This window comes from Thermobifida fusca YX (assembly GCF_000012405.1).
GTDB lineage: Bacteria > Actinomycetota > Actinomycetes > Streptosporangiales > Streptosporangiaceae > Thermobifida > Thermobifida fusca.
Genome location: NC_007333.1, coordinates 2,076,121 through 2,094,817 on the forward strand (window position 1 = coordinate 2,076,121; position 18,697 = coordinate 2,094,817).

At 68.6% G+C, this 18,697-nt stretch carries 17 protein-coding genes; 5 read left to right on the plus strand and 12 right to left on the minus strand.

What is annotated here, in order from left to right; all coding sequences use genetic code 11:
• Position 1: 1 nt before the first annotated feature.
• From TFU_RS08755 to TFU_RS08785, 7 genes are all read right to left on the minus strand, one after another.
• Positions 2-1,153 carry an acyl-CoA dehydrogenase family protein gene (locus tag TFU_RS08755; RefSeq protein ID WP_011292203.1) on the minus strand — a complete coding sequence of 384 codons (1,152 nt, stop codon included), beginning with the start codon at positions 1,151-1,153 and terminating at the stop codon, positions 2-4.
• Positions 1,154-1,364: 211 nt separating this feature from the next.
• Positions 1,365-4,118 (minus strand): AAA family ATPase, encoded by a 2,754-nt coding sequence (locus TFU_RS08760; protein ID WP_011292204.1) that lies wholly within the window; start codon positions 4,116-4,118, stop codon positions 1,365-1,367.
• Positions 4,119-4,308: 190 nt separating this feature from the next.
• Positions 4,309-5,625 carry an ABC transporter substrate-binding protein gene (locus TFU_RS08765; RefSeq protein ID WP_011292205.1) on the minus strand — a complete coding sequence of 439 codons (1,317 nt, stop codon included), beginning with the start codon at positions 5,623-5,625 and terminating at the stop codon, positions 4,309-4,311.
• A gap of 84 nt (positions 5,626-5,709) precedes the next feature.
• Positions 5,710-6,783, minus strand: coding sequence for a branched-chain amino acid ABC transporter permease (locus tag TFU_RS08770; protein WP_011292206.1), 1,074 nt, complete (start codon positions 6,781-6,783; stop codon positions 5,710-5,712).
• Between the two features lie 3 nt (positions 6,784-6,786).
• On the minus strand, positions 6,787-7,650 hold the full coding sequence (locus tag TFU_RS08775; protein ID WP_011292207.1) for a branched-chain amino acid ABC transporter permease: 864 nt from the start codon (positions 7,648-7,650) through the stop codon (positions 6,787-6,789).
• A 9-nt stretch (positions 7,651-7,659) separates the two neighbouring features.
• On the minus strand, positions 7,660-8,385 hold the full coding sequence (locus TFU_RS08780) for an ABC transporter ATP-binding protein (RefSeq protein ID WP_011292208.1): 726 nt from the start codon (positions 8,383-8,385) through the stop codon (positions 7,660-7,662).
• Positions 8,378-9,172: an ABC transporter ATP-binding protein gene (locus TFU_RS08785; RefSeq protein ID WP_011292209.1), complete on the minus strand. Its 795-nt coding sequence runs from the start codon at positions 9,170-9,172 to the stop codon at positions 8,378-8,380. Before TFU_RS08785 ends, TFU_RS08780 begins: the two co-directional genes overlap by 8 nt.
• Before the next feature lie 292 nt (positions 9,173-9,464).
• Between TFU_RS08785 and TFU_RS08790 the strand changes: the two genes are divergently transcribed.
• The 4 genes from TFU_RS08790 (at position 9,465) to TFU_RS08805 (ending at position 12,928) form a co-directional block, all read left to right on the plus strand.
• Positions 9,465-10,235 (plus strand): SDR family NAD(P)-dependent oxidoreductase, encoded by a 771-nt coding sequence (locus tag TFU_RS08790; RefSeq protein ID WP_011292210.1) that lies wholly within the window; start codon positions 9,465-9,467, stop codon positions 10,233-10,235.
• Between the two features lie 2 nt (positions 10,236-10,237).
• Entirely contained in the window at positions 10,238-10,972 is a 735-nt protein-coding gene (locus tag TFU_RS08795) for a FadR/GntR family transcriptional regulator (protein WP_011292211.1), read from the plus strand.
• On the plus strand, positions 10,969-12,114 hold the full coding sequence (gene dgoD, locus TFU_RS08800; RefSeq protein WP_011292212.1) for a galactonate dehydratase: 1,146 nt from the start codon (positions 10,969-10,971) through the stop codon (positions 12,112-12,114). The genes TFU_RS08795 and dgoD overlap by 4 nt, the downstream gene beginning before the upstream one ends.
• Positions 12,115-12,208: 94 nt before the next feature.
• Positions 12,209-12,928 (plus strand): FadR/GntR family transcriptional regulator, encoded by a 720-nt coding sequence (locus tag TFU_RS08805; RefSeq protein ID WP_011292213.1) that lies wholly within the window; start codon positions 12,209-12,211, stop codon positions 12,926-12,928.
• A 98-nt stretch (positions 12,929-13,026) separates the two neighbouring features.
• Here TFU_RS08805 and pafA read toward each other — a convergent pair whose 3' ends face one another.
• From pafA to TFU_RS08825, 4 genes are all read right to left on the minus strand, one after another.
• Entirely contained in the window at positions 13,027-14,385 is a 1,359-nt protein-coding gene (gene pafA / locus TFU_RS08810; RefSeq protein WP_011292214.1) for a Pup--protein ligase, read from the minus strand.
• 70 nt (positions 14,386-14,455) lie between these two features.
• Positions 14,456-15,199 (minus strand): proteasome subunit alpha, encoded by a 744-nt coding sequence (gene prcA / locus TFU_RS08815; protein WP_041428086.1) that lies wholly within the window; start codon positions 15,197-15,199, stop codon positions 14,456-14,458.
• 49 nt (positions 15,200-15,248) lie between these two features.
• Positions 15,249-16,097, minus strand: coding sequence for a proteasome subunit beta (prcB, locus tag TFU_RS08820; RefSeq protein ID WP_011292216.1), 849 nt, complete (start codon positions 16,095-16,097; stop codon positions 15,249-15,251).
• Between the two features lie 174 nt (positions 16,098-16,271).
• Positions 16,272-16,475, minus strand: a complete 204-nt coding sequence (locus TFU_RS08825; RefSeq protein ID WP_011292217.1) for a ubiquitin-like protein Pup — start codon at positions 16,473-16,475, stop codon at positions 16,272-16,274.
• 285 nt (positions 16,476-16,760) lie between these two features.
• On the opposite strand from TFU_RS08825, the gene TFU_RS08830 reads away from it, so the two are divergent.
• The gene (locus tag TFU_RS08830; RefSeq protein WP_016188830.1) at positions 16,761-16,979 is read left to right on the plus strand and encodes an EF-hand domain-containing protein; all 219 of its coding nucleotides are present in this window, start codon (positions 16,761-16,763) and stop codon (positions 16,977-16,979) included.
• A 67-nt stretch (positions 16,980-17,046) separates the two neighbouring features.
• Here the strand turns inward: TFU_RS08830 and TFU_RS08835 are convergent, their stop codons facing one another.
• Positions 17,047-18,666 (minus strand): amidohydrolase, encoded by a 1,620-nt coding sequence (locus TFU_RS08835; protein WP_011292219.1) that lies wholly within the window; start codon positions 18,664-18,666, stop codon positions 17,047-17,049.
• Positions 18,667-18,697 lie beyond the last annotated feature (31 nt).

Consider the following 18,697-nt stretch of genomic DNA (forward strand, 5'->3'; position numbering starts at 1 on the left):
GTCAGGCGAAGGCGCTGATGCCGGTGAGGGCGCGGCCGATGATGAGTTTCTGGATCTGGCTGGTGCCCTCGTACAGGGTGGTGACGCGGGCGTCGCGGAGGTACTTGCCGGGCGGGTATTCGTCGATGTAGCCGTAGCCGCCGAAGACCTGCATGGCGTTGTTGGCGGCACGCACCGCGGTTTCGGTGGCGTACAGCTTGGCCATGGATGCGGCCGTGGAGAAGGGTTCTCCCCGGTCGATGAGGTCGGCGGCCCGCCACACGAGGAGGCGGGCGGCGTCGGTTTCCACCGCCATGTCGGCGAGCATTTCTTGGACGAGCTGGAATCCGGCGATGGGACGGCCGAATTGGACGCGTTCCTTGGCGTGGGCGAGGGCGCTTTCCAGGGCGCCGCGGGCGGCGCCTACGGCTCCGGCCGCCACGGAGACGCGTCCCTTGTCCAGGGCTGCCATGGCGATGCGGAAGCCTTGGTTCTCCTCACCGAGGATGGCGTCGGGGCCGACCCGCACCTCGTCGAGGAAGAGCTGGGCGGTGGGCTGCCCCCGCAGGCCGAGTTTGCCGTGGATGGTGGTGCGGGTCAGTCCCGGGGTGTCGGTGGGCACCAGGAAGGCGGTGATGCCTTTGGGGCCGGGTCCGCCGGTGCGGGCGAAGATGATGGCGACGTCGGCCCAGGTGCCGTTGGTGATGAACATTTTGGAGCCGGTGAGCACGTAGTCGTCCCCGTCGCGGACGGCCTTCAGGGACAGGGAGGCGGCGTCGGACCCGGTGTCGGGTTCGGTGAGGCCGAAGCAGCCGAGGAGCTCCCCGGAGCACAGGCCGGGCAGCCAGCGTTGCCGCTGCTCTTCGGTGCCGTAGGTGGCGATGGACTTGGCGACGAGGCCCAGGGAGACCGAGACCAGGCCGCGGACGGAGGAGTCGCCGCGGCCGAGTTCTTCCATGACCAGGGCATAGGAGACGTGGTCGCCGCCCACGCCGCCGTACTCTTCGGGGATGGTCATGCCGAGGAAGCCGAGTTCACCGAGGCGCGGTACCAGGTCCCGGGGGACGCTCTCGGCGCGGTCCCACTCTACGACGTGGGGGGTGATCTCGCGGTCGACGAATTCCGCTGCCATGGCGCGCAGCGCGGTCTGTTCCTCGGTGAGGGTGAAATCCATTCCGCACCCCAAAACCTATCGCTGTTAGTTTTCTTGCGTGCAGACTAGGACATCCGGCTCCGCTACAGAACCCCGGGGGTTTCCTTGACCGCGCGCTCTCTTGCTGCACTGAAGACGTCTGACATCTGATCCGTATCCAGGGTGCGGGACGGGCCCGTGGTGTCCCTCCGCTGCTGGACGGGACACCACGCCCTTGTCGCCCCTCTGTACGTCACTGTCCGCTGATCAGTCGGGCAAGCTCCACGCGAGAGCGGATCTGCAACTGGCGGAAGATGTTGCGCAGATGGTGCTCCACAGTGCGCGGACTGATGTAGAGGCGCTGCGCGATCTCCCGGTTGGTGGCGCCCTCCGCCACCAACCGTGCGATCTGCTCCTGCTGGGGGGTCAGCCCCGCGGTGGGTGCGGGAGTGTCGTCGAGCGCCTCCCCGGTGGCACGCAACTGCTCCTTGGCCTGCTGCAGCAGCAGCGGCGTCTCCAACCGGGTGAACGCCTCCACCGCGGCCCGCAGGTGGGGGCGGGCCGCGGACGGCAGCCGCGAGCGGCGCAGCAGCGTGCCGTACGCCATCCGGGTCCGCGCCTCCTCGATACCGCCGCCCCCGCCCCGGCGGTGCAGGTTGAGCGCCTCCTCGAAGTATTCGCGGGCGGTCTCGCCGTCGCTCAGCAAGGCCCGGCAGCGGGCGACGAGCGCCAAGTCGTTGGGGCTCTGCGTGGCGTTGGCCCACTGCTCGAAGCTGGCTAGCGCGGCCTCAGCCCGCTGGGTCTCCCCTATGTGCACGGCTGCCTCCACGTAGTGGGGCACGCTCAGCAGGCGGATCGTGGGGTGGCCCTGGCAGGGTTCGCTGCGCGCCAGCTCTTCGAGGCGGGTCGCGGCCTCGTGCATCCGGCCCCGGGTCAGGTCGAGGTAGGCCAGGGCCCACTCGGTGAGCGCCCGCGCCAAGCCCAACGGCCGGCTGTCGGTGTGCTCGGTGACGGCCGCCACCCGGGTGGCGCATTCTTCCGCGTCCCCGCGCAGTGCCGCCAGCATGGCCAGGACAGCCAGGTGGTGGGCGGCGCAGTTGCGCTGCCCCGTCTCCGTGGACAACCGCAGCCCCAGGGAAGCGTGTTCGGTCGCGGTGGCCAGCGAGCCGTGGAGGAACTCGCCGTAGACGGCGTAGGACAGTGCTTTGGGCACCATCGACACGGTGCCGCGTACCCCGGCGCGGGCGATCGCCCGGGCGGTCTGGCGGCGCGCCCCGATCGCGTCACCCAGGCGCAGGGACGCCACGATCGACCGGATCAAACCGAGCGGCTCATCGTCGTCCTCCACGAGCTCCACCGACCGGCGGAGCGGTTCCAGCGCCGCCGCATAGTTCCCCTGGAACGCCAGCATCGAGCCTTCCAGGTAGGCCAGCCCGGAGTCGCGCTGCGGGTCGGACACGTCGAGGGTGAGCGCCTGGCGTGCCGCGGCGATGAAACGGCTGATGTCCCCGGCGAGGGAAGCGGCGTCAGCGGCGCGCAGCAGCAGGGCCCGGGCCTGCTGGGGGTTGTGGTCGGCGAGCTCGCGGGCCGCCGACATCAACTGGTCGCAGCCTTGGACCGAGTCTTCTTCTCCGACCGCCCGGTAGCCGTTGACCATGTCCGGCAGTCCGCGGATGCGGGCGATCGGCACATAGGGAGCGGCCTGTTTGATGAGGATGGTGCTGCGGCTGTACTGGCCTGCCGCCCACGCCTGGTAGGAGGCTTCCGCGAGGCGGTTGGCCCGCCGGCTGGGTTTCGTGGTCAGCTCAGCGGCCCGCTCCAGCAGGATCGACGCCTCCTGGGCGGTCAGGCCGGGCTCGCCCGCCGAGACCGCCGAGGTGATCTCGTATCCCAGTTCCTCGTCGGGGCCCCGGGTGGCTGCGGCGCGATGCCACAGCACCCGGTAGCGGGGGCCGCGGCCGTCCAGCAGCCGCGCCATCTCCAAGTGCGCCCGGGTCAGCTCGGCGCTGGTCGCGCGGCGGCACACCACTTCGCCCATCATCGGGTCGGTGAACTCCACCCGGTCGGCTTCCACGTAGAGCAGCCCGGCCCGCTCTGCCCGGTCAAGTGCCGCCACCGGGTCGTAGTCGCCGTCGCCCTCCGCGGTCAGGACCGGGACCGCCACCCCGGGTTCCACGGCGGCCAACAGCAGCAGCCGGGACACGTCCGCGGGCAGGAAGTCCAGTGTCTCGGCGTAGGCGTCCATGATCTCCGCGGGCAGCGGCAGCATGACCGACAGCGGTTCGGTGCCGGCACGCTGGGCGGGGGACAGCGATGCGGCGTAGTGGCGCGCGACCATAGGGTTGCCGTGGGCGCGGCGTACGAGTTCGCTGCGCACCGCCGGGTCCAGGTCGGGCGCGGTCTCCTCCAACACCTGGTGGAGGGTCTCCTCCGTCAAGGGGGCCAAGCGCATCCGGGGCAGCCCGGACAGTTCCCGGGGCGCGGTGTCCCGGGTGGCGAACAGAATCGCCGCCCGGATCCGGTTGAGACGGTGGGCGGCAAAAGAGAGCAGGGACAGCGAATCGGGGTCGACCCATTGGGCGTCGTCGACCACGCACACGAGAGGGCGTTCGTGGGACAGGGCGGTGACGAACGCTAAGACTGCGACCGATAGCGCCAACCGGTCGTCCTCGGCGTAGCGGCCGCGGCGCAGGGCGTCGTCCAGCAGCCGCTCGTGCTCCGGGCTGAGCGTTCCCCGGAGGTGCAGTACCGGCAGCAGCAATCCGTGCAATCCGGCCAGGGGGAGTCCGGATTCTGGGCGGCGGCCGTTGACCCGGAGCACCCGGTGACTGTCAAGCCGGTCCAGGACGGCGTCCAGCAGCGCGCTCTTGCCGATCCCCGGACTGCCTTCGACAACCAGTGCCCCACCGCGCCCCTCACGCCCGCGGGAGGCCAGGGTGACCAGGTGTTCGACCTCCGCACCCCGGCCGTATGTGCGGGAGGCCGGGGCCATCAGTACGTCTGCCATGTGACCCACGTTACCGAGACGTAGGTCACAGTCAACGGTGGGGTTGCTCTCCCTGCCCCCGGCGAAACTCCGCCTGGTCCCACCATTCGGGCCCTGAGCTGCGGAAGAGGGATGCCGCGAGGCCCGGAGCTGGGCCGGGCCTCGCGAGAGGACGTGAAGGCTTTTCCGCCGCTGCGGCAGAAGGGCTCGGTCAGTCGTGGAAGTCGTACTCGTCGGGGCCGACCCGCTCGTAGTCGACGGGGGAGATCTCGCCGCCTTCCCGGTCGGTCACCATGGGCTCCTGGAGGCGCTTCATGGTGCCGCCGTCCTCACCGGCCTGGTACTGCTGCACGAGCACACCGGCGTGTCCGCCGTGGTCGTCCGCGGACGAGGCGAAGGGGACCAGCCCGGGGCCCTGCCACTCCATGTTCTCCACCGCTTCGATGAGGCTCTTGCGCGTCGGGTTCTCGCCCGCGGCTTTGAGCGCCTTGGCGAACATCACGGCCTGCACCATGCCGTAGATGCGGGTGTTGGTGAGCTCACCCTCGCCGTACTCCTCGTGGATCTTGGTGAAGAACTGCGTCCACGGGTCGTCGGTCATGTTCACCTGGGGCAGGTAGCCGCTGGTGATGATGCCGTCGAGGATCTGGTCGACCGGCAGCTCGTCGTCGTCGGCGTACTCCTTGAGCAGGCCGCGCAGGGTGGGGATGTCAGAGCCGATGCTGCTGATCACCCACTGCGGGTGGTAGCCCTGGCCGACCGCGTTGAGGATGCCCAGCGCAGCGAAGGCCGGGATGCAGGCGCAGACCACGATGTCCGCCTTGGCCTCCTTGAACGAGGCGATCTGCCCGCCGACCGCGTCGGGTGCGGTGGACTCGTATCCTTCGTCGGCCACGACCTTGTCGGCCAGGTACTGGTCGAGCCCGGCGATCGAGTCGCTTCCCACGTCGTCGTTCTGGTAGTAGTAGGCGACCTTGGCGTCAGGGAAGTTCTCTTCGATGTACTTGGCGATGACCTTGGCTTCCTTGGTGTAGTCGACCTGGTAGCCGTAGGTCAGCGGGTACTGCTCGGGGTCGTTCCACATCAACGCGCCCGAGGAGGGGAACAGGTCCGGGACGCCCTTGTCGTTGAGGTACTGGATGACCTTGGAGTGGGTGGGGGTGCCCAGACCGCCGAGCATGGCGAAGATCTGCTCGCCTTCCACGAGCTCCTGGGTCACCTCCACGGTCTTGGTCGGGTCGTAGACGTCGTCCTTGACCAGGTATTCGATCTTTCGGCCGTGGATGCCGCCCTGGTCGTTGATGTAGTCGAACATCGCCGAGGCGCCCTGGGAGATCGCCAGGTACCCGGCGGAGGCGGGGCCAGTGAGCGGCTGGTGGGTGCCGATGGTGACCGTGTCGTCGGTGACTCCGACAGACACGTCCAGGTCGGCCCCTTCAGAGTCCGCGACCTCGCCAGCGCCGCCGCAGGAGGTGGCCAGCAGCGACAGGGCCAGCATTCCCGCCGCCCACGTAATCGGTTTCCTCATCTCACGCTCCCACGTGTGGTGATGTAGGGGAATAGGGGGATATGCAGGGGAATCAGGTGATGGTTGTGGGAAGAACCGGTGGGCTCACCGTCGGCGCACCACGCCGCTGAGGCGGCTGAGCGCGCCGTGGATGCCCATCGGCCAGGCCATAACGATGACGATGAGCAGCGTTCCGAAGAACACCAGCGGCACGTTGTCGGCCACGCTGCTGCTCAACCCGAGCAGGTCTGCCAGCTCCTTTCCTGCCAGCTCCAGGTAGACCAGGGCCAGCGCACCCCAGAACGCGCCCCACAGGCTGCCCAGCCCGCCCAGGACGAGCGCGGCAAGCAGGCTCAGCGACAGTGCGAGCGAGAACGAGCTGGGGGTGGCGGTGCCCAGCAGATAGGCTTCGCAGGCTCCCGCCAGCGACCCGCATCCGGCGCTGATGACGAACGCGGTCACTTTGGTGCGTCCCACGGGGATGCCCGCCATGGCGGCGGCCGCCTCGTCGTCGCGGATAGCGCGTAGCCGCCGGCCCAGCCGTCCCCGGCTCAGCGTCGCCAGCACGACGAGGGCCACCAGCACGGTGAACCAGATGACCCAGGCCTTCCACTGGTTGTCGGTGACCAGCCCGGCGAGCTCGGGCGGGGCGCCGCGCATCTTGAACAGCAGGCCGTTGGACCCGCCGAGAACGTCGGAGAAGTACAGGGCCAGGGCAGGCAAACCCACCGCCAGGGCGAGGGTGGCCCCGGCCAGGTAGGGGCCGTGCAGCCGCGCTGTGGCCGCGCCGACCACGATCCCGGCGAGGCAGCCCACGACTACGGTGAGCACCATGATCGCTGCCAGCGGCACCATCGGCGCGTGCAGCACGGTCAGAGCCGTGGCGTAGGCGCCGATGAACATGAAAGCGCCGTGCCCCAGGGAGATCTGCCCGCTGGCGCCGACCAGCAGTTGCAGCCCGGCGATCGCGAGCATCAGGTAGCCCACTTTGGCGATGCGCAACTGCTCGATCGGGCCGACCAGGAAGGTCAGTGCGACGACCCCGAGGAGGGCGAGCAGGGCCGCAGCCAGGTGGGTGAGCAGCACGGGCCGGATCCGGGGCCGGGGGCGCGTGGACGGCGCGGCCTTGGGGGCGACCACGTCCGTCGGCGGGTCGTCTCGTCGCAGGGAGGAAGTCATCGGCTACACCTTTCGCACGGTCGCCCGGGAGAAGAGTCCGGCGGGGCGCAGGCTAAGCACGGCAATGAGGATCGCCAGGGCGGCGAGGGTGGTGAGTTCGGAGCCCACGTAGCCGGAGACATAGGACAGGCCCACGCCCAGCACCAGGCCGCCGGCCAGCGCGCCGAACGGGTTGTCCAAGCCGCCGAGTACGGCGGCCGCGATGCCGTAGACGAACACGGCGTCGAGCACGGTCGGGGACAGCAGCGGGGGCACCGCGAGCATTCCGGCAAGAGCGCCGATCGCCGAGGCGATGCCCCAGCCGAGGGTGAGCATCAGCCCGACCCGGACGCCGCTGAGCCGCGCGGACTCTGCGTGGAAGGCGGCGGCCCGCATCCGCAGCCCTAGCGGGGTGAAGCGGTAGAGGAGGAAGAGCACTGTGGCGACTACCCCGACCGCGGCGAGCGCGAAGATCTCCTCTGGGGAGATCGGGACTGCGGCCAAGTCGCGGAAGCTCATCGGCGGCGGGAAGGAGTGCTGCAGGTTGCCCCAGATCATGCCGGCCAGCCCTTGCAGCACCATCAGCAGGCCGAGCGTGAGGATGATGGCGTTGAGCGGGGACTTGTCCTGCACGGGGCGGACCAGCAGCCGTTCGGTGACCACACCGAGCAGGGTTCCGCTGGCCATGGCGGTGGCGAAACCGAGCCAGTAGCTGCCCGTCGCCTGGGTGACGGTGTAGGCGAGGTAGACCGCCATGAGCGCGAGGGCAGGCTGAGCGAAGTTCACTACCCGGGTCGCCTGGTAGATGATGACGAGGGACAGCCCCAAGGCCGCATAGATCGCGCCGTTGGCGATGCCCTCGAAGGTCAGACTGATGAACTGGTTCACGGGATCACCTCAGAAACCCAGGTAGGCGTGGCGCATCCGGTCGTCCGCGAGCAGTTCGGCGGAGCTGCCCCGCGCAACAACTGCTCCCTGGGAGAGCACGAAACCGTGGTCGGTGATGGACAGGGCGCTTGCGGCGTTCTGTTCCACCAGCACCACGGTCAGCCCAGTGCGGTCGCGCAGGTCGTGCAGCAGCCGCATGATCTGCTGGGTGATGAGCGGGGCGAGCCCGAGGGAGGGCTCGTCCAGCAGCAGCACGGCAGGTCGGGCCATCAGGGCCCGGCCGATGGCGACCATTTGGCGTTCCCCGCCGGAAAGGGAGGCTGCGGGCTGGTTGCGCCGCTCCACCAGGGGCGGGAACAGTTCGTAGACCTCGTCGAGGGCTTGGGCCCGGTCGCGCCGGTCGGCGCGCCACAGCCCGCCCAGCCGCAGGTTCTCCTCCACGGTCAAGTCGACGATGACCCCGCCGCCTTCCGGGACGTGGGCGAGACCGCGGCGGACCATGCTCTCGGCGGGGGCGCCGGTGATGTCTTCGCCGTTGACGAGGATCCGGCTGCCGGGGGCGGCGGGCTGGAGCCCGGAGATGGTGCGCAGCAGGGTGGTCTTCCCGGCTCCGTTGGCGCCCAGGACCGCGCAGATCTCTCCCGGCTGGACGGTCAGGGACACCGAGCGTAGGGCTTGGACCGCCCCGTAGTAGGTGGAGAGGTTCTCGATCTGCAGAATCGGGGTGTCACTCACCGGCAGCCTCCTGCACCGGAGTGCCCAGGTAGGCCTCCGCAACCGCGGGGTCTGCTTGGACGACGGACGGCGGACCGGAGCAGATGACCTGGCCGAAGTTGAGGACGACGATGTGGTCGCACACGTCCATGACCAGGTCCATGTGGTGTTCGACGAGGACGACGCCCATGGTTTGGCTGCACCGCCGGATCGTGGCGGCCAGGTCGGCCATGTCCGCGCCGGACAGGCCGCTGGCGGGTTCGTCCATGAGCAGCAGTTCAGGTTCGGCGACGAGGGCGCGGGCCAGGGCCACGCGTTTCTGCAGTCCGTAGGGGAGGGTCGAGGGGTAGGCGTGGGCGACGTCGGCGATCCCGAACTCTTCGAGCACGGCCATGGCCCGGTCGGTGAGCTCCCGTTCGTCGCGCTGGTAGCTGCCGAGTCCGGTGAGCATGCCGGGGAGTCGGGAGCGGCCCAGCGGGTCGGCGCCGACGATCACGTTGTCCAGGACCGTCATCCTCTCGAAGAGGTTGAGGCCTTGGAAGGTGCGGGCGATTCCCAGGCGTGCAAGCTGGTGGGGACGATGGTTGCGCAGGGGGCGCCCTTTGAAGGTGATCGTGCCGCGCTGGGGTCTCACCACGCCGGTTATCACGTTGAACAGCGTGGTTTTACCGGCTCCGTTCGGGCCGATGAGGCCAGTCACGCTCTGGGGGGCGATCGTCAGTCCGACATCGGAGAGCGCGGCGAGGCCTCCGAATCGGACGGTTACCCCCTCGACCTCCATCAGGGGGGAGGGTGCGGTAGGGGCCATGAAGCCTCTTTCTGTCAGTGCGGAGCCACCGCGTCTTGGACCGCGGGGATATACCTCGCCGCATACCAACTGGTTGGCATGCGGCGAGGTCACGAGTGCGGCGCGCCGGGGAGGGACTGAAGGGGGGACAACGCCGCGGACCATCAAGTTACCTATGACCTGGATCACCTGGAAGTGGTCTCGCGCGGAACCGGTGATTTCACCGATAGGCCCTTGCACCGCGATGACCTGCGGCGTAAAAATAATTCAGATTTATTTAGGCGACTGTGACCGTCCGACTCCGGAGCGCATCGTGCCCCTTCCTGTCCGTACCGCCCGCTTCACCGACCGCGTCGCCCTCGTCACCGGGGCCGCAGGCGGCATCGGGGCCGCAACCGCACAGCGGCTAGCCGCCGAAGGCGCCGCCGTGGTCCTCACCGACATCGACACGGAACGCGGAGAACGCGTCGCCGCCCGCCTCCGCGACCAAGGCCACCGGGCGGTCTTCCAGTACTGCGATGTCTCCGACGAAGACTCCTGGGCCCACGCCGTCCGCACCGCCAACGACACGTTCGGCCCCGTCGACGCCCTCGTGAGCAACGCCTACCGCGTCACCATCGCCCCCGCCCACGCCACCTCGCTTGCCGACTGGAACGACCAGATCGCGGTGACCCTCACCGCTACTTTCCTCGGGGTACGCGCCTGCCTCACTGACCTCCTGGCCCGCAACGGCAGTGTGGTCGCGGTGTCCTCTGTGCACGCCATGGTGGGCCTGCCCGGCCGCCCCGCCTATGCCGCGGCCAAAGCCGGGCTGACTGGACTGGCCCGGCAGCTCGCCGTGGAATACGGGCCGCAGATCCGGGTCAACAGCGTCCTCCCCGGCCCGATCCGCACCCGGGCTTGGGACAACGTCAGCGAAGACGACGTGCGCCGCAGCGTGGAGCAGACCGTGGCAGGCCGCCTCGGCGAACCCGACGAAGTCGCCGCCGCGATCGCCTTCCTCCTCTCCTCCGACGCCTCCTACATCACCGGCACCACACTGCTGGTCGACGGCGGCTGGACCTCCTACAAAACCTCCGCGTGACCATGAGCAGCTCCTACCCCGGGCGGGGCGTCCACGGCCGCGTCGTCGAACTCCTCGGCGAACGCGTCGCCTCCGGAATGATCCGCGAAGGCGACACCCTCGACCTGCGCTCCTTGAGCGCCGAACTCGGTGTGAGCATGAGCGTGGTGCGGGAAAGCGTGCGGGTACTCGCCGCCAAAGGCCTCGTGGACTCCCGCCAGAAACGCGGCACCTTCGTGCGTCCGCGCACCGAGTGGAACCTGCTCGACGCCGACGTCGTGCGCTGGCGTGCCCGAGGCGGTGACACCGCCCGGCTCATGGCCGACCTGGCTGAACTGCGTGCCCTCATCGAACCCGCTGCGGCCCGCTTCGCTGCCCAGCGACGCACGGAAAACCAGCTTGCCGACCTGGACCAGGCCCTCGACTGCATGGACCGCACCCGTGGGGATCCGCGCGCCCACGCCCTCGCCGACCTCGAATTCCACCGCTGCCTCCTCGCTGCCTCCGGCAACGAACTGCTATCCCGCATGGACCTGCTCGTCGCCCCCGGCCTCGTGGAACGCGACATCCTCGTGCACTCCGCCGACCCGAAAGCCGACCCGGTGCCGGCGCACCGCGCCGTCGTCGACGCCGTGCGCGCCCGCAACCCTGACGCCGCCGAGCAGGCGATGCGCGCCCTCCTCGCCGCCGCCGACGCCGACCTCCGCCGCCTTGCCGGCACCGCCTTGGACCCGCCCAACCGGAAGGACCGCCCGTGAAGATCGTCCGTGTCGAAACCTTCGCCGTCCCCCCGCGCTGGCTGCTGTGCCGGGTCGAAACCGACGACGGGGTCGTCGGCTGGGGCGAACCCGTGGTGGAAGGACGCGCCTCCACGGTCCGCACCGCCGTGCACGAACTCGCGGAACTCCTCCTCGGACGCGACCCCATGCGTATCGAGGACCACTGGCAGTTGATGACCAAAGCGTCCTTCTACCGGGGCGGGCCGGTACTGTCCAGCGCGGTCGCCGGACTCGACCAGGCTCTGTGGGATATCGCGGGCAAAGTCCTCGGCGTCCCCGTGCACGTGATGCTCGGCGGCCCGGTACGCGACCGGGTGCGGGCCTACAGTTGGGTAGGCGGGGACGAGCCCAGCCAAGTCGCAGACGCGGTAGCGGAACGGGTCGACGCCGGGTTCACCGCGGTGAAAATGAACGCTTCCGGCCGCACCGACCCGCTCTCCACCGCGCACGCTGTCGCCGAGATCGTGGCACGCGCCGAAGCCGTCCGCGACGTGCTCGGCCCCGACCGGGACTTCGCCGTGGACTTCCACGGCCGGTTCACTACGGCGAACGCCCGGCGCGTCATCGACCACCTGGCCCCGCTCCACCCCTTGTTCGTCGAAGAACCGGTGCTGCCCGAATACACCCACCGCATCGGGGACGTGGTCGCGGCCACCACTGTGCCCATCGCCACCGGGGAGCGGCTGTTCTCCCGCTCCGACTTCCTGCCCGCCTTCCAGGCAGGCATCGCCGTCGCCCAACCGGACCTCTCCCACGCGGGCGGCATCTCCGAAGTGCGCCGGATCGCCGCGCTCGCGGAAACCTTCGACGTGCTCCTGGCCCCGCACTGCCCGCTCGGCCCGATCGCCCTGGCGGCCAGCCTGCAGATCGCCTGCTGCGTGCCCAACTTCCTCATCCAGGAGCAGAGCATCGGCATCCACTACAACCAGGGGGCGGATGTCCTCGACTACCTCATCGACCCGGACGTGTTCACCTTCACCGACGGTTTCCTGGCGCGGCCCACCGCGCCCGGGCTGGGCATCACCGTGGACGAGCGCGCCGTCCGCGACGCCGACGGATCCGTCCCCGACTGGCGGGGCCCCGTGTGGCGGCACCCCGACGGCTCGTTTGCTGAATGGTGATCTTTCATCTCAATCACCCCTCCGTGTGACCTCTTGCACATTAAGTGAGGGAATGTTACTTTCGCGGAAACCGACCTGTTTGAGGTATCCGCGCATGGGGAGTGAGAGTCTGGCCGACCGCCTGGCCGACCGCCTGCTCGACCAGGTGGTGCGCGGTGAACTCGCCGTGGACGAGGCCCTGCCCTCGGAAGCCGAGATCGCCGCAGCAGCCGACGTCAGCCGTCTGACCGTCCGCGAGGCGGTCAAAGTGTTGCGGACCAAGAACATCGTCCGGGTCAAACGCGGTCGGGGAACCTACGTCAACGCACCCGAGCACTGGACTGACCTGGAACTCATCCTGCGCATGGCGCAACGCCGCAGCGGGGCAGGCGCCGCAGCACTCGGACTGCTGGAAGTACGGCGCATCCTGGAAGCCGGAGCCGCCGAACTCTGCGCCCAACGCCGCAGCGACGCCGACCTCGCCCTGTTGACCACACACGTCGCGGAGATGGACAAAGCCATCGCCGCGGACGACGCCTCCACGTTCGCCCGCGCTGAAACCGCCTTCCACGAAACCATCGTGCGGTCCTGCGGCAACGTGTTCATCCCAGCGATCTGCGCCCCCGTGGACCGGCTACTGCTGCACCTGCACGCCCGGACCGCAACCATCGCCCACATCCGGGTCCGCGCCCAAAGCCACCACCGCCGGATCCTGTCCGGAATCGCCGCCGGCTCCCCTGCCGCAGCCCGGGACGCGATGCGCGCCCACTTCGACCAGCTCGCTGAAGACCTGCTGCGCCACGTCGTCGACCGCTGCGGTGTCAGCGAACCGTAGCCGGCTGCCGCACCCGACGGCAGAAGCGCAGCGCACAACTGCCTGGGCTGCGGCGGGGAGAAACGCTCCCGCTCCCCGCCGCAGCCCGGCATCACCACTCACATGCCAGCGATGAGCTTCTCCACCCGTTCATCCACCGCCTTGAACGGGTCCTTGCACAACACGGTGCGCTGCGCCTGGTCGTTGAGCTTGAGATGCACCCAGTCCACGGTGAAGTCCCGCCGCTTCTCCTGGGCTTTCTTAATGAACTCGCCGCGCAGCCGGGCCCGCGTCGTCTGCGGCGGCACCGACTTCGCTTCGAAAATCCGCAGGTCGCTGACCACCCGCTCCATCTGCCCGCGCTGCTGGAGCAGGTAGAACAGGCCGCGGTCCCGGTGAATGTCGTGGTAGGTCAAGTCGAGCTGGGCCACCCGGGGGGACGAGAGGCTCAACCCGTGCTTGGCCCGGTAGCGTTCCAGCAGCTTGTACTTGGCGACCCAGTCGATCTCCCGCGCCACCAAGTCCAAGTTGCCGCTCTCCACCGCCTCCAGGGTGCGCTGCCACAACTCCAAAACGCGCTTACCGGTCGCGTCAGTGCCGGTGCGGTCCACAAAGCTCTGCACCCGCTCCAAGTATTCGCGCTGGATCTCCAACGCGCTGGCCTCCCGACCGTTGGCCAGGCGGACCTTGCGGCGGCCCGTCATATCGTGGCTGATCTCGCGGATCGCCCGGATCGGGTTCTCCAACGTGAAGTCGCGCATGGGCACATTCGCTTCGATCATGCGCAACACCAAGTCGGTGGAGGCGAGCTTGAGCAGCGTCGTGGTCTCGCTCATGTTGGAGTCGCCCACGATCACGTGCAGTCGCCGGAACCGCTCCGCGTCCGCGTGCGGCTCGTCACGCGTGTTGATAATCGGACGGGACCGGGTCGTCGCCGACGACACACCCTCCCAAATGTGTTCGGCGCGCTGACTGACGCAGTACAGCGCGCCGCGCGGAGTCTGCAGGACTTTACCCGCCCCGCAGATGATCTGGCGGGTCACCAGGAAGGGAATGAGGACATCGGCGAGCTTCCCGAACTCCCCGTGCCGCGCCACCAGGTAGTTCTCATGGCAGCCGTAGGAGTTGCCGGCCGAGTCCGTGTTGTTCTTGAACAGGTAGATGTCCCCGGCGATCCCCTCCTCGCGCAGCCGCTGCTCGGCGTCGATCTGCAGCCCTTCCAGGATGCGTTCCCCGGCCTTGTCGTGGGCTACCAGGTCGAGCAGGTTGTCACACTCGGGGGTGGCGTACTCCGGATGGGAGCCCACGTCCAGGTAGAGCCGCGCGCCGTTGCGGAGGAACACGTTGGAACTGCGCCCCCACGACACCACACGGCGGAACAGATAGCGGGCCACTTCGTCCGGTGACAGCCGGCGCTGCCCCCGGAACGTGCAGGTGACCCCGTACTCGTTCTCCAGACCGAAGATGCGGCGTTCCACGCGGCCTCACCCGTCCTTCTTCATCCGCGGCGCCGCGGACCCGCGGCCCGCGGCGCCTGCCGAATCACACTCAGTCAGTGGCGCCGCCGTCTTCAGAGGACTGCGCTTCAGCCGCCTCCTCGGCCTCGCGCGCCTCCTGGAGCATCCGGGCCAACCGTTCCCCCTGGATGCGACGGAACTTACGGTGCGGCCGCGAACGTTCCAGCATCGCCACCTCCAGGCTGCTGGCTTTCAGCTCGCGTCGTTCACCGTTTTCGTGCGCCAGACCGTGCACCGCGACCCGCAGCGCGTCGGTCAGGGACATGTTCTTGACGTACCGTTCCCGCAGCGCCGCAGTCACCCGCTCGGCGGAGCCGCCCATCGCCAGGAAGTCGCGTTCGTCGACCACGGAACCGTCGAAAGTAATCCGGTAGATCTGGTCGGAGTCGGGGGAGTCACCGACTTCCGCGACGACAATCTCGACTTCCCAGGGCTTGCTGCTCTCCGTGAAGACCGCGCCGAGGGTCTGGGCGTACGCGTTGGCCAGCATCTGGCCTGTGACGTCGCTGCGGTCGTAGGTGTAGCCGTGCATGTCGGCGAAGCGGACACCGGCAAGGCGCAGATTCTCGAACTCGTTGTAGCGGCCGACCGCGGCAAACGCCACCCGGTCGTAGAGTTCGCTGATCTTGTGCAGCGTCCGGGACACGTTGTCCGCCACGAACAGGATGCCGCCCTCGTATTGCAGTACGACGGCGCTGCGGCCCCGCGCGATCCCTTTTCGCGCGTAGTCCGCCTTGTCCTTCATGATCTGTTCGGGCGAGACGTAGAACGGCATCGACACCGGCGTAGTTTCCTTTACTGGTCGAAGAGCACGGATGACAGGGTCAGCTCACCGGGGCGGTGGGTCCGTCGGGGTGTTCAGCGCGGGCGGCTACCACCGTCTGCGCCAACGATTCGACTTCCTCGTGCGACATCCGACGGTGGCCGTCCTCGGTAATGACGTCGACCAGCGGGTAGATCTTGCGGTGCAGGTCAGGACCACCCGTGGCGGAGTCGTCGTCGGCCGCGTCGTAGAGTGCCTGCAGCGCAACCAGTGCAGCGTCGGTCTCGGCAAGGTCATCGCGGTACAGCTTCTTCAAAGCCCCTTTGGCGTAGACCGAACCGGACCCGATGGCGTGGTAGCGGTGCTCCTCGTAGCAGCCGCCCACCGGGTCGTAGCTGAAAATGCGGCCTTCTCCGCGGGACGTGTCGTAGCCCACGAGCAGCGGGACCACCACAAACCCCTGCATGGCCAGCCCCAGGTTGGAGCGGATCATGGTGGCCAGCCGGTTGGCTTTGCCTTCCAGCGACAGCGGGCGCCCTTCCCGCTTCTCGTAGTGCTCCAGTTCCACCTGGAAGAGCTTGGCCAGTTCAATACCGATTCCGGCCGATCCCGCAATACCGACCGCAGAGAACTCGTCGGTGCGGAACAGCTTGTCCATATCCCGGTTGGCGATCACATTGCCGGACGTGGCTCTACGGTCGCCCGCGAGCACGACACCGCCGGAAAAGACAACAGCCACGATCGTCGTGGCTTCGGGAGTCAAGTGGGCGGGGGAGCTGTCGGAGGGAAGGTTGGCGAAATTGGGCAGCCGGTCGGGACTCACCTGACGGAGGAAGTCGACGAACGACGTGGGCCCCGGACTCATGAACGCGGCGGGCAGCCGTCCACTACCCATGAACGCTTCAGACACGCGACTCCCTTCGGAGGTGCCCCGTCCACGTGGACGGGGCACCGCGGACTTGTTCGTTTGCCTTGCTGTGACCCTACTGACAGCTCAGAAGACGGAGGTACCCGCCGACGGTGACTTCTCTTTCAGCGAACTTCCGCCTGGGGACGGCATCGACGCCTGGGGTACGGTGCGGGACTACTCGCCGCCTTTCTGCACGAACTGCCGGACGAAGTCTTCTGCGTTGCTCTCCAGCACCTCGTCAATCTCGTCGAGGATGTCGTCCACGTCCTCGGCCAGCTTCTCGTTGCGCACCGAGGTCTCCGTGGTCACCTCGATCTCTTCAACCTCCTGGTTGCGTCGGGTTGCGTGCTTCTGACCCCCGGTTTCCTTCGTCGCCATGTGGAGGCTCCTCCCTGTGTTCGAGCTCTCGCCTCTATCTTGGCCACTTGACGCCCAACTCAACCCTTACGCAGAGCGTCGTTTCGCGCACGTTACCCACTGCGGCACACGTACACACGTTTGAACAGCCACAATGCACACCGTATCGCCTGGGAAAACAGAAAAATAGGGCCGGATTTCTCGCCTTGTCCTGCCGTGCTCGCCCGGGGCCAGGCCGCTGTAGGGTACCGGTCGTCCACGTATCGCGCTCACCCACACAGCGCAACGTCCGGAAAGGGGACGGCGGTGGCCGACACCAACGAGTACGCGGCAACGTTCAACCTGGTCGACAGCGACGGAGACCAGCGCATCTCCGCGCGGGAACTGGGGCGGCTCATGGAAGTGCTGGGCTCGCCGATCACCCTCGACCAGGCCGAAGAGGCCGTGCGCAGCATCGACTCCGACGGCGACGGGCTGATCTCGCTCGAAGAGTTCGCTGCCTACCTGGAGTCCGCCCGCAACTGAGGCGGGCCCTCCCCCCACGAAAAAAGGTGGGGGCCGACCCGCGGCCCCCACCAGTGCAGCACTGTGGTTACTGCTCTTCCGCCCGGTAGGCGATTCGACCGTCCAGCACGGTCAGCCACGCGTTCACGTCGCTGAGCTCCTCGGTGGGGATGGCTTCAATGTCGCGGTCCAACACCACCACGTCTGCGAGATAGCCCGGCTTCAACGCGCCCAGCCGGTCCTCCACGCCCAGCGCATACGCCGCGTCCCACGTGTGGGCGCGCAGCGCCTCGTGCACGCTGATCGCCTGGTCGGCGCCGATCTCCACACCCTCGCGGGTGGTGCGGCGGACCGCGTTGGCGACCGTGTCCATCGGACGCAGGCTGGACACGAACGAGTCACTCGACAGCACCGGACGCAGCCCCAAGTCCAGCTCCTCCCGCATAGGCTGCAGCCGGTGCGCCCGCTCCCCCAAGCGGCGCAGGAAGTCGCCGCCGCTGTCGTAGAGGAAGTTCGGCTGGTTCACCGGGATCACCCCGTAGTCGGTGAACCGCCGCGTCTGCTCAGGCGTCGGGTAGCCGCAGTGCTCGATCCGCGGCCGCGGGTCAGGCCCGGCCACTTTGACCGCCGCGTCGATCGCGGCCAGGGTCTGCTCCATCGCCCAGTCGCCCTGCGTGTGGATGGCGACCTGCCAGCCCTGCTCGGCCGCGCGCCGCACCAAGTCCACCAGCTCCTCGGGCTCGTGGTACATGCTGCCGGTGAACTCGCCGTGCTCCCCGTACGGCACGCTGAACCGAGCCGTGCCGCCCAGCAGAGTGCCGTCCGAGTAGAACTTCATCCCGGTCAGACGCAGCCAGTCGTCGCCGAACGGCGCCGCCAGCCCCACAGAGTGGAACGCGTCCAACTGGTGGGACAACGGCAGCCCGAAGGTCCGCACCGGCAGAGTCCCCGCCGCGTGCGCTGCCCGGTAGACCCGCAGCTCCCGCGCGGAAACCTGCGGGTCGCACACCGTGGTCACCCCGGCGGCGAGATACGTGTCCGCGGCATCCTGCAGCCAGCCCAGCAACTGCTCAGCGGGCAGGTCGGTGTGGAAGTTCGGCCCGTGGCAGCCGATGTCCACCGCCAGCGGCAGCAGCAGCTCCATCGCCGAATCCACCACCATCCCGGTCAGGCGGCCCGCCTCGTCCCGCAGGAACGCCCCACCAGGCGGGTCGGTGACGTCATCGGTGACCCCGCTCTGCGCGAGCGCGGCAGAGTTGACCACCGCCTGGTGCCCGGAAACGTGGTAGATGATCACCGGATGCTCGGTGGTGGCCTCGTCCAGCACGCGCCGGGTGGGACGGCCCTCCGGGTATTTGGCGTCGTCCATCCCGAACGCGCGGATCCACTGCCCCGGCGGGGTGCGCTCCGCCGCGGCCGCCACCGCCGCGACCAGGTCGGCGACACTCGTCACCGTCGGATAGCGGGCGTCGAGCGCCGCCAGCGACTCTGCGGTGGACAGCAGGTGGTTGTGCGGGTCGATAAACCCCGGCAGAACCGTGCGCCCGCCCGCATCAATCTCCACCGCGTCGGGACCCACCGCGGCCCGAGCCGCCTCCTCAGTTCCCGCGAGCAGGATCCGGCCGTCCCGGACGGCCAGCGCTGCAGCACGCGGGTTCGCCTCGTCCATGGTGATCACGGTGGCGTTGCGGATCAGCAGAGCGGACACAGCTCGACTCCTTCGTCATCGGTGTCACAGG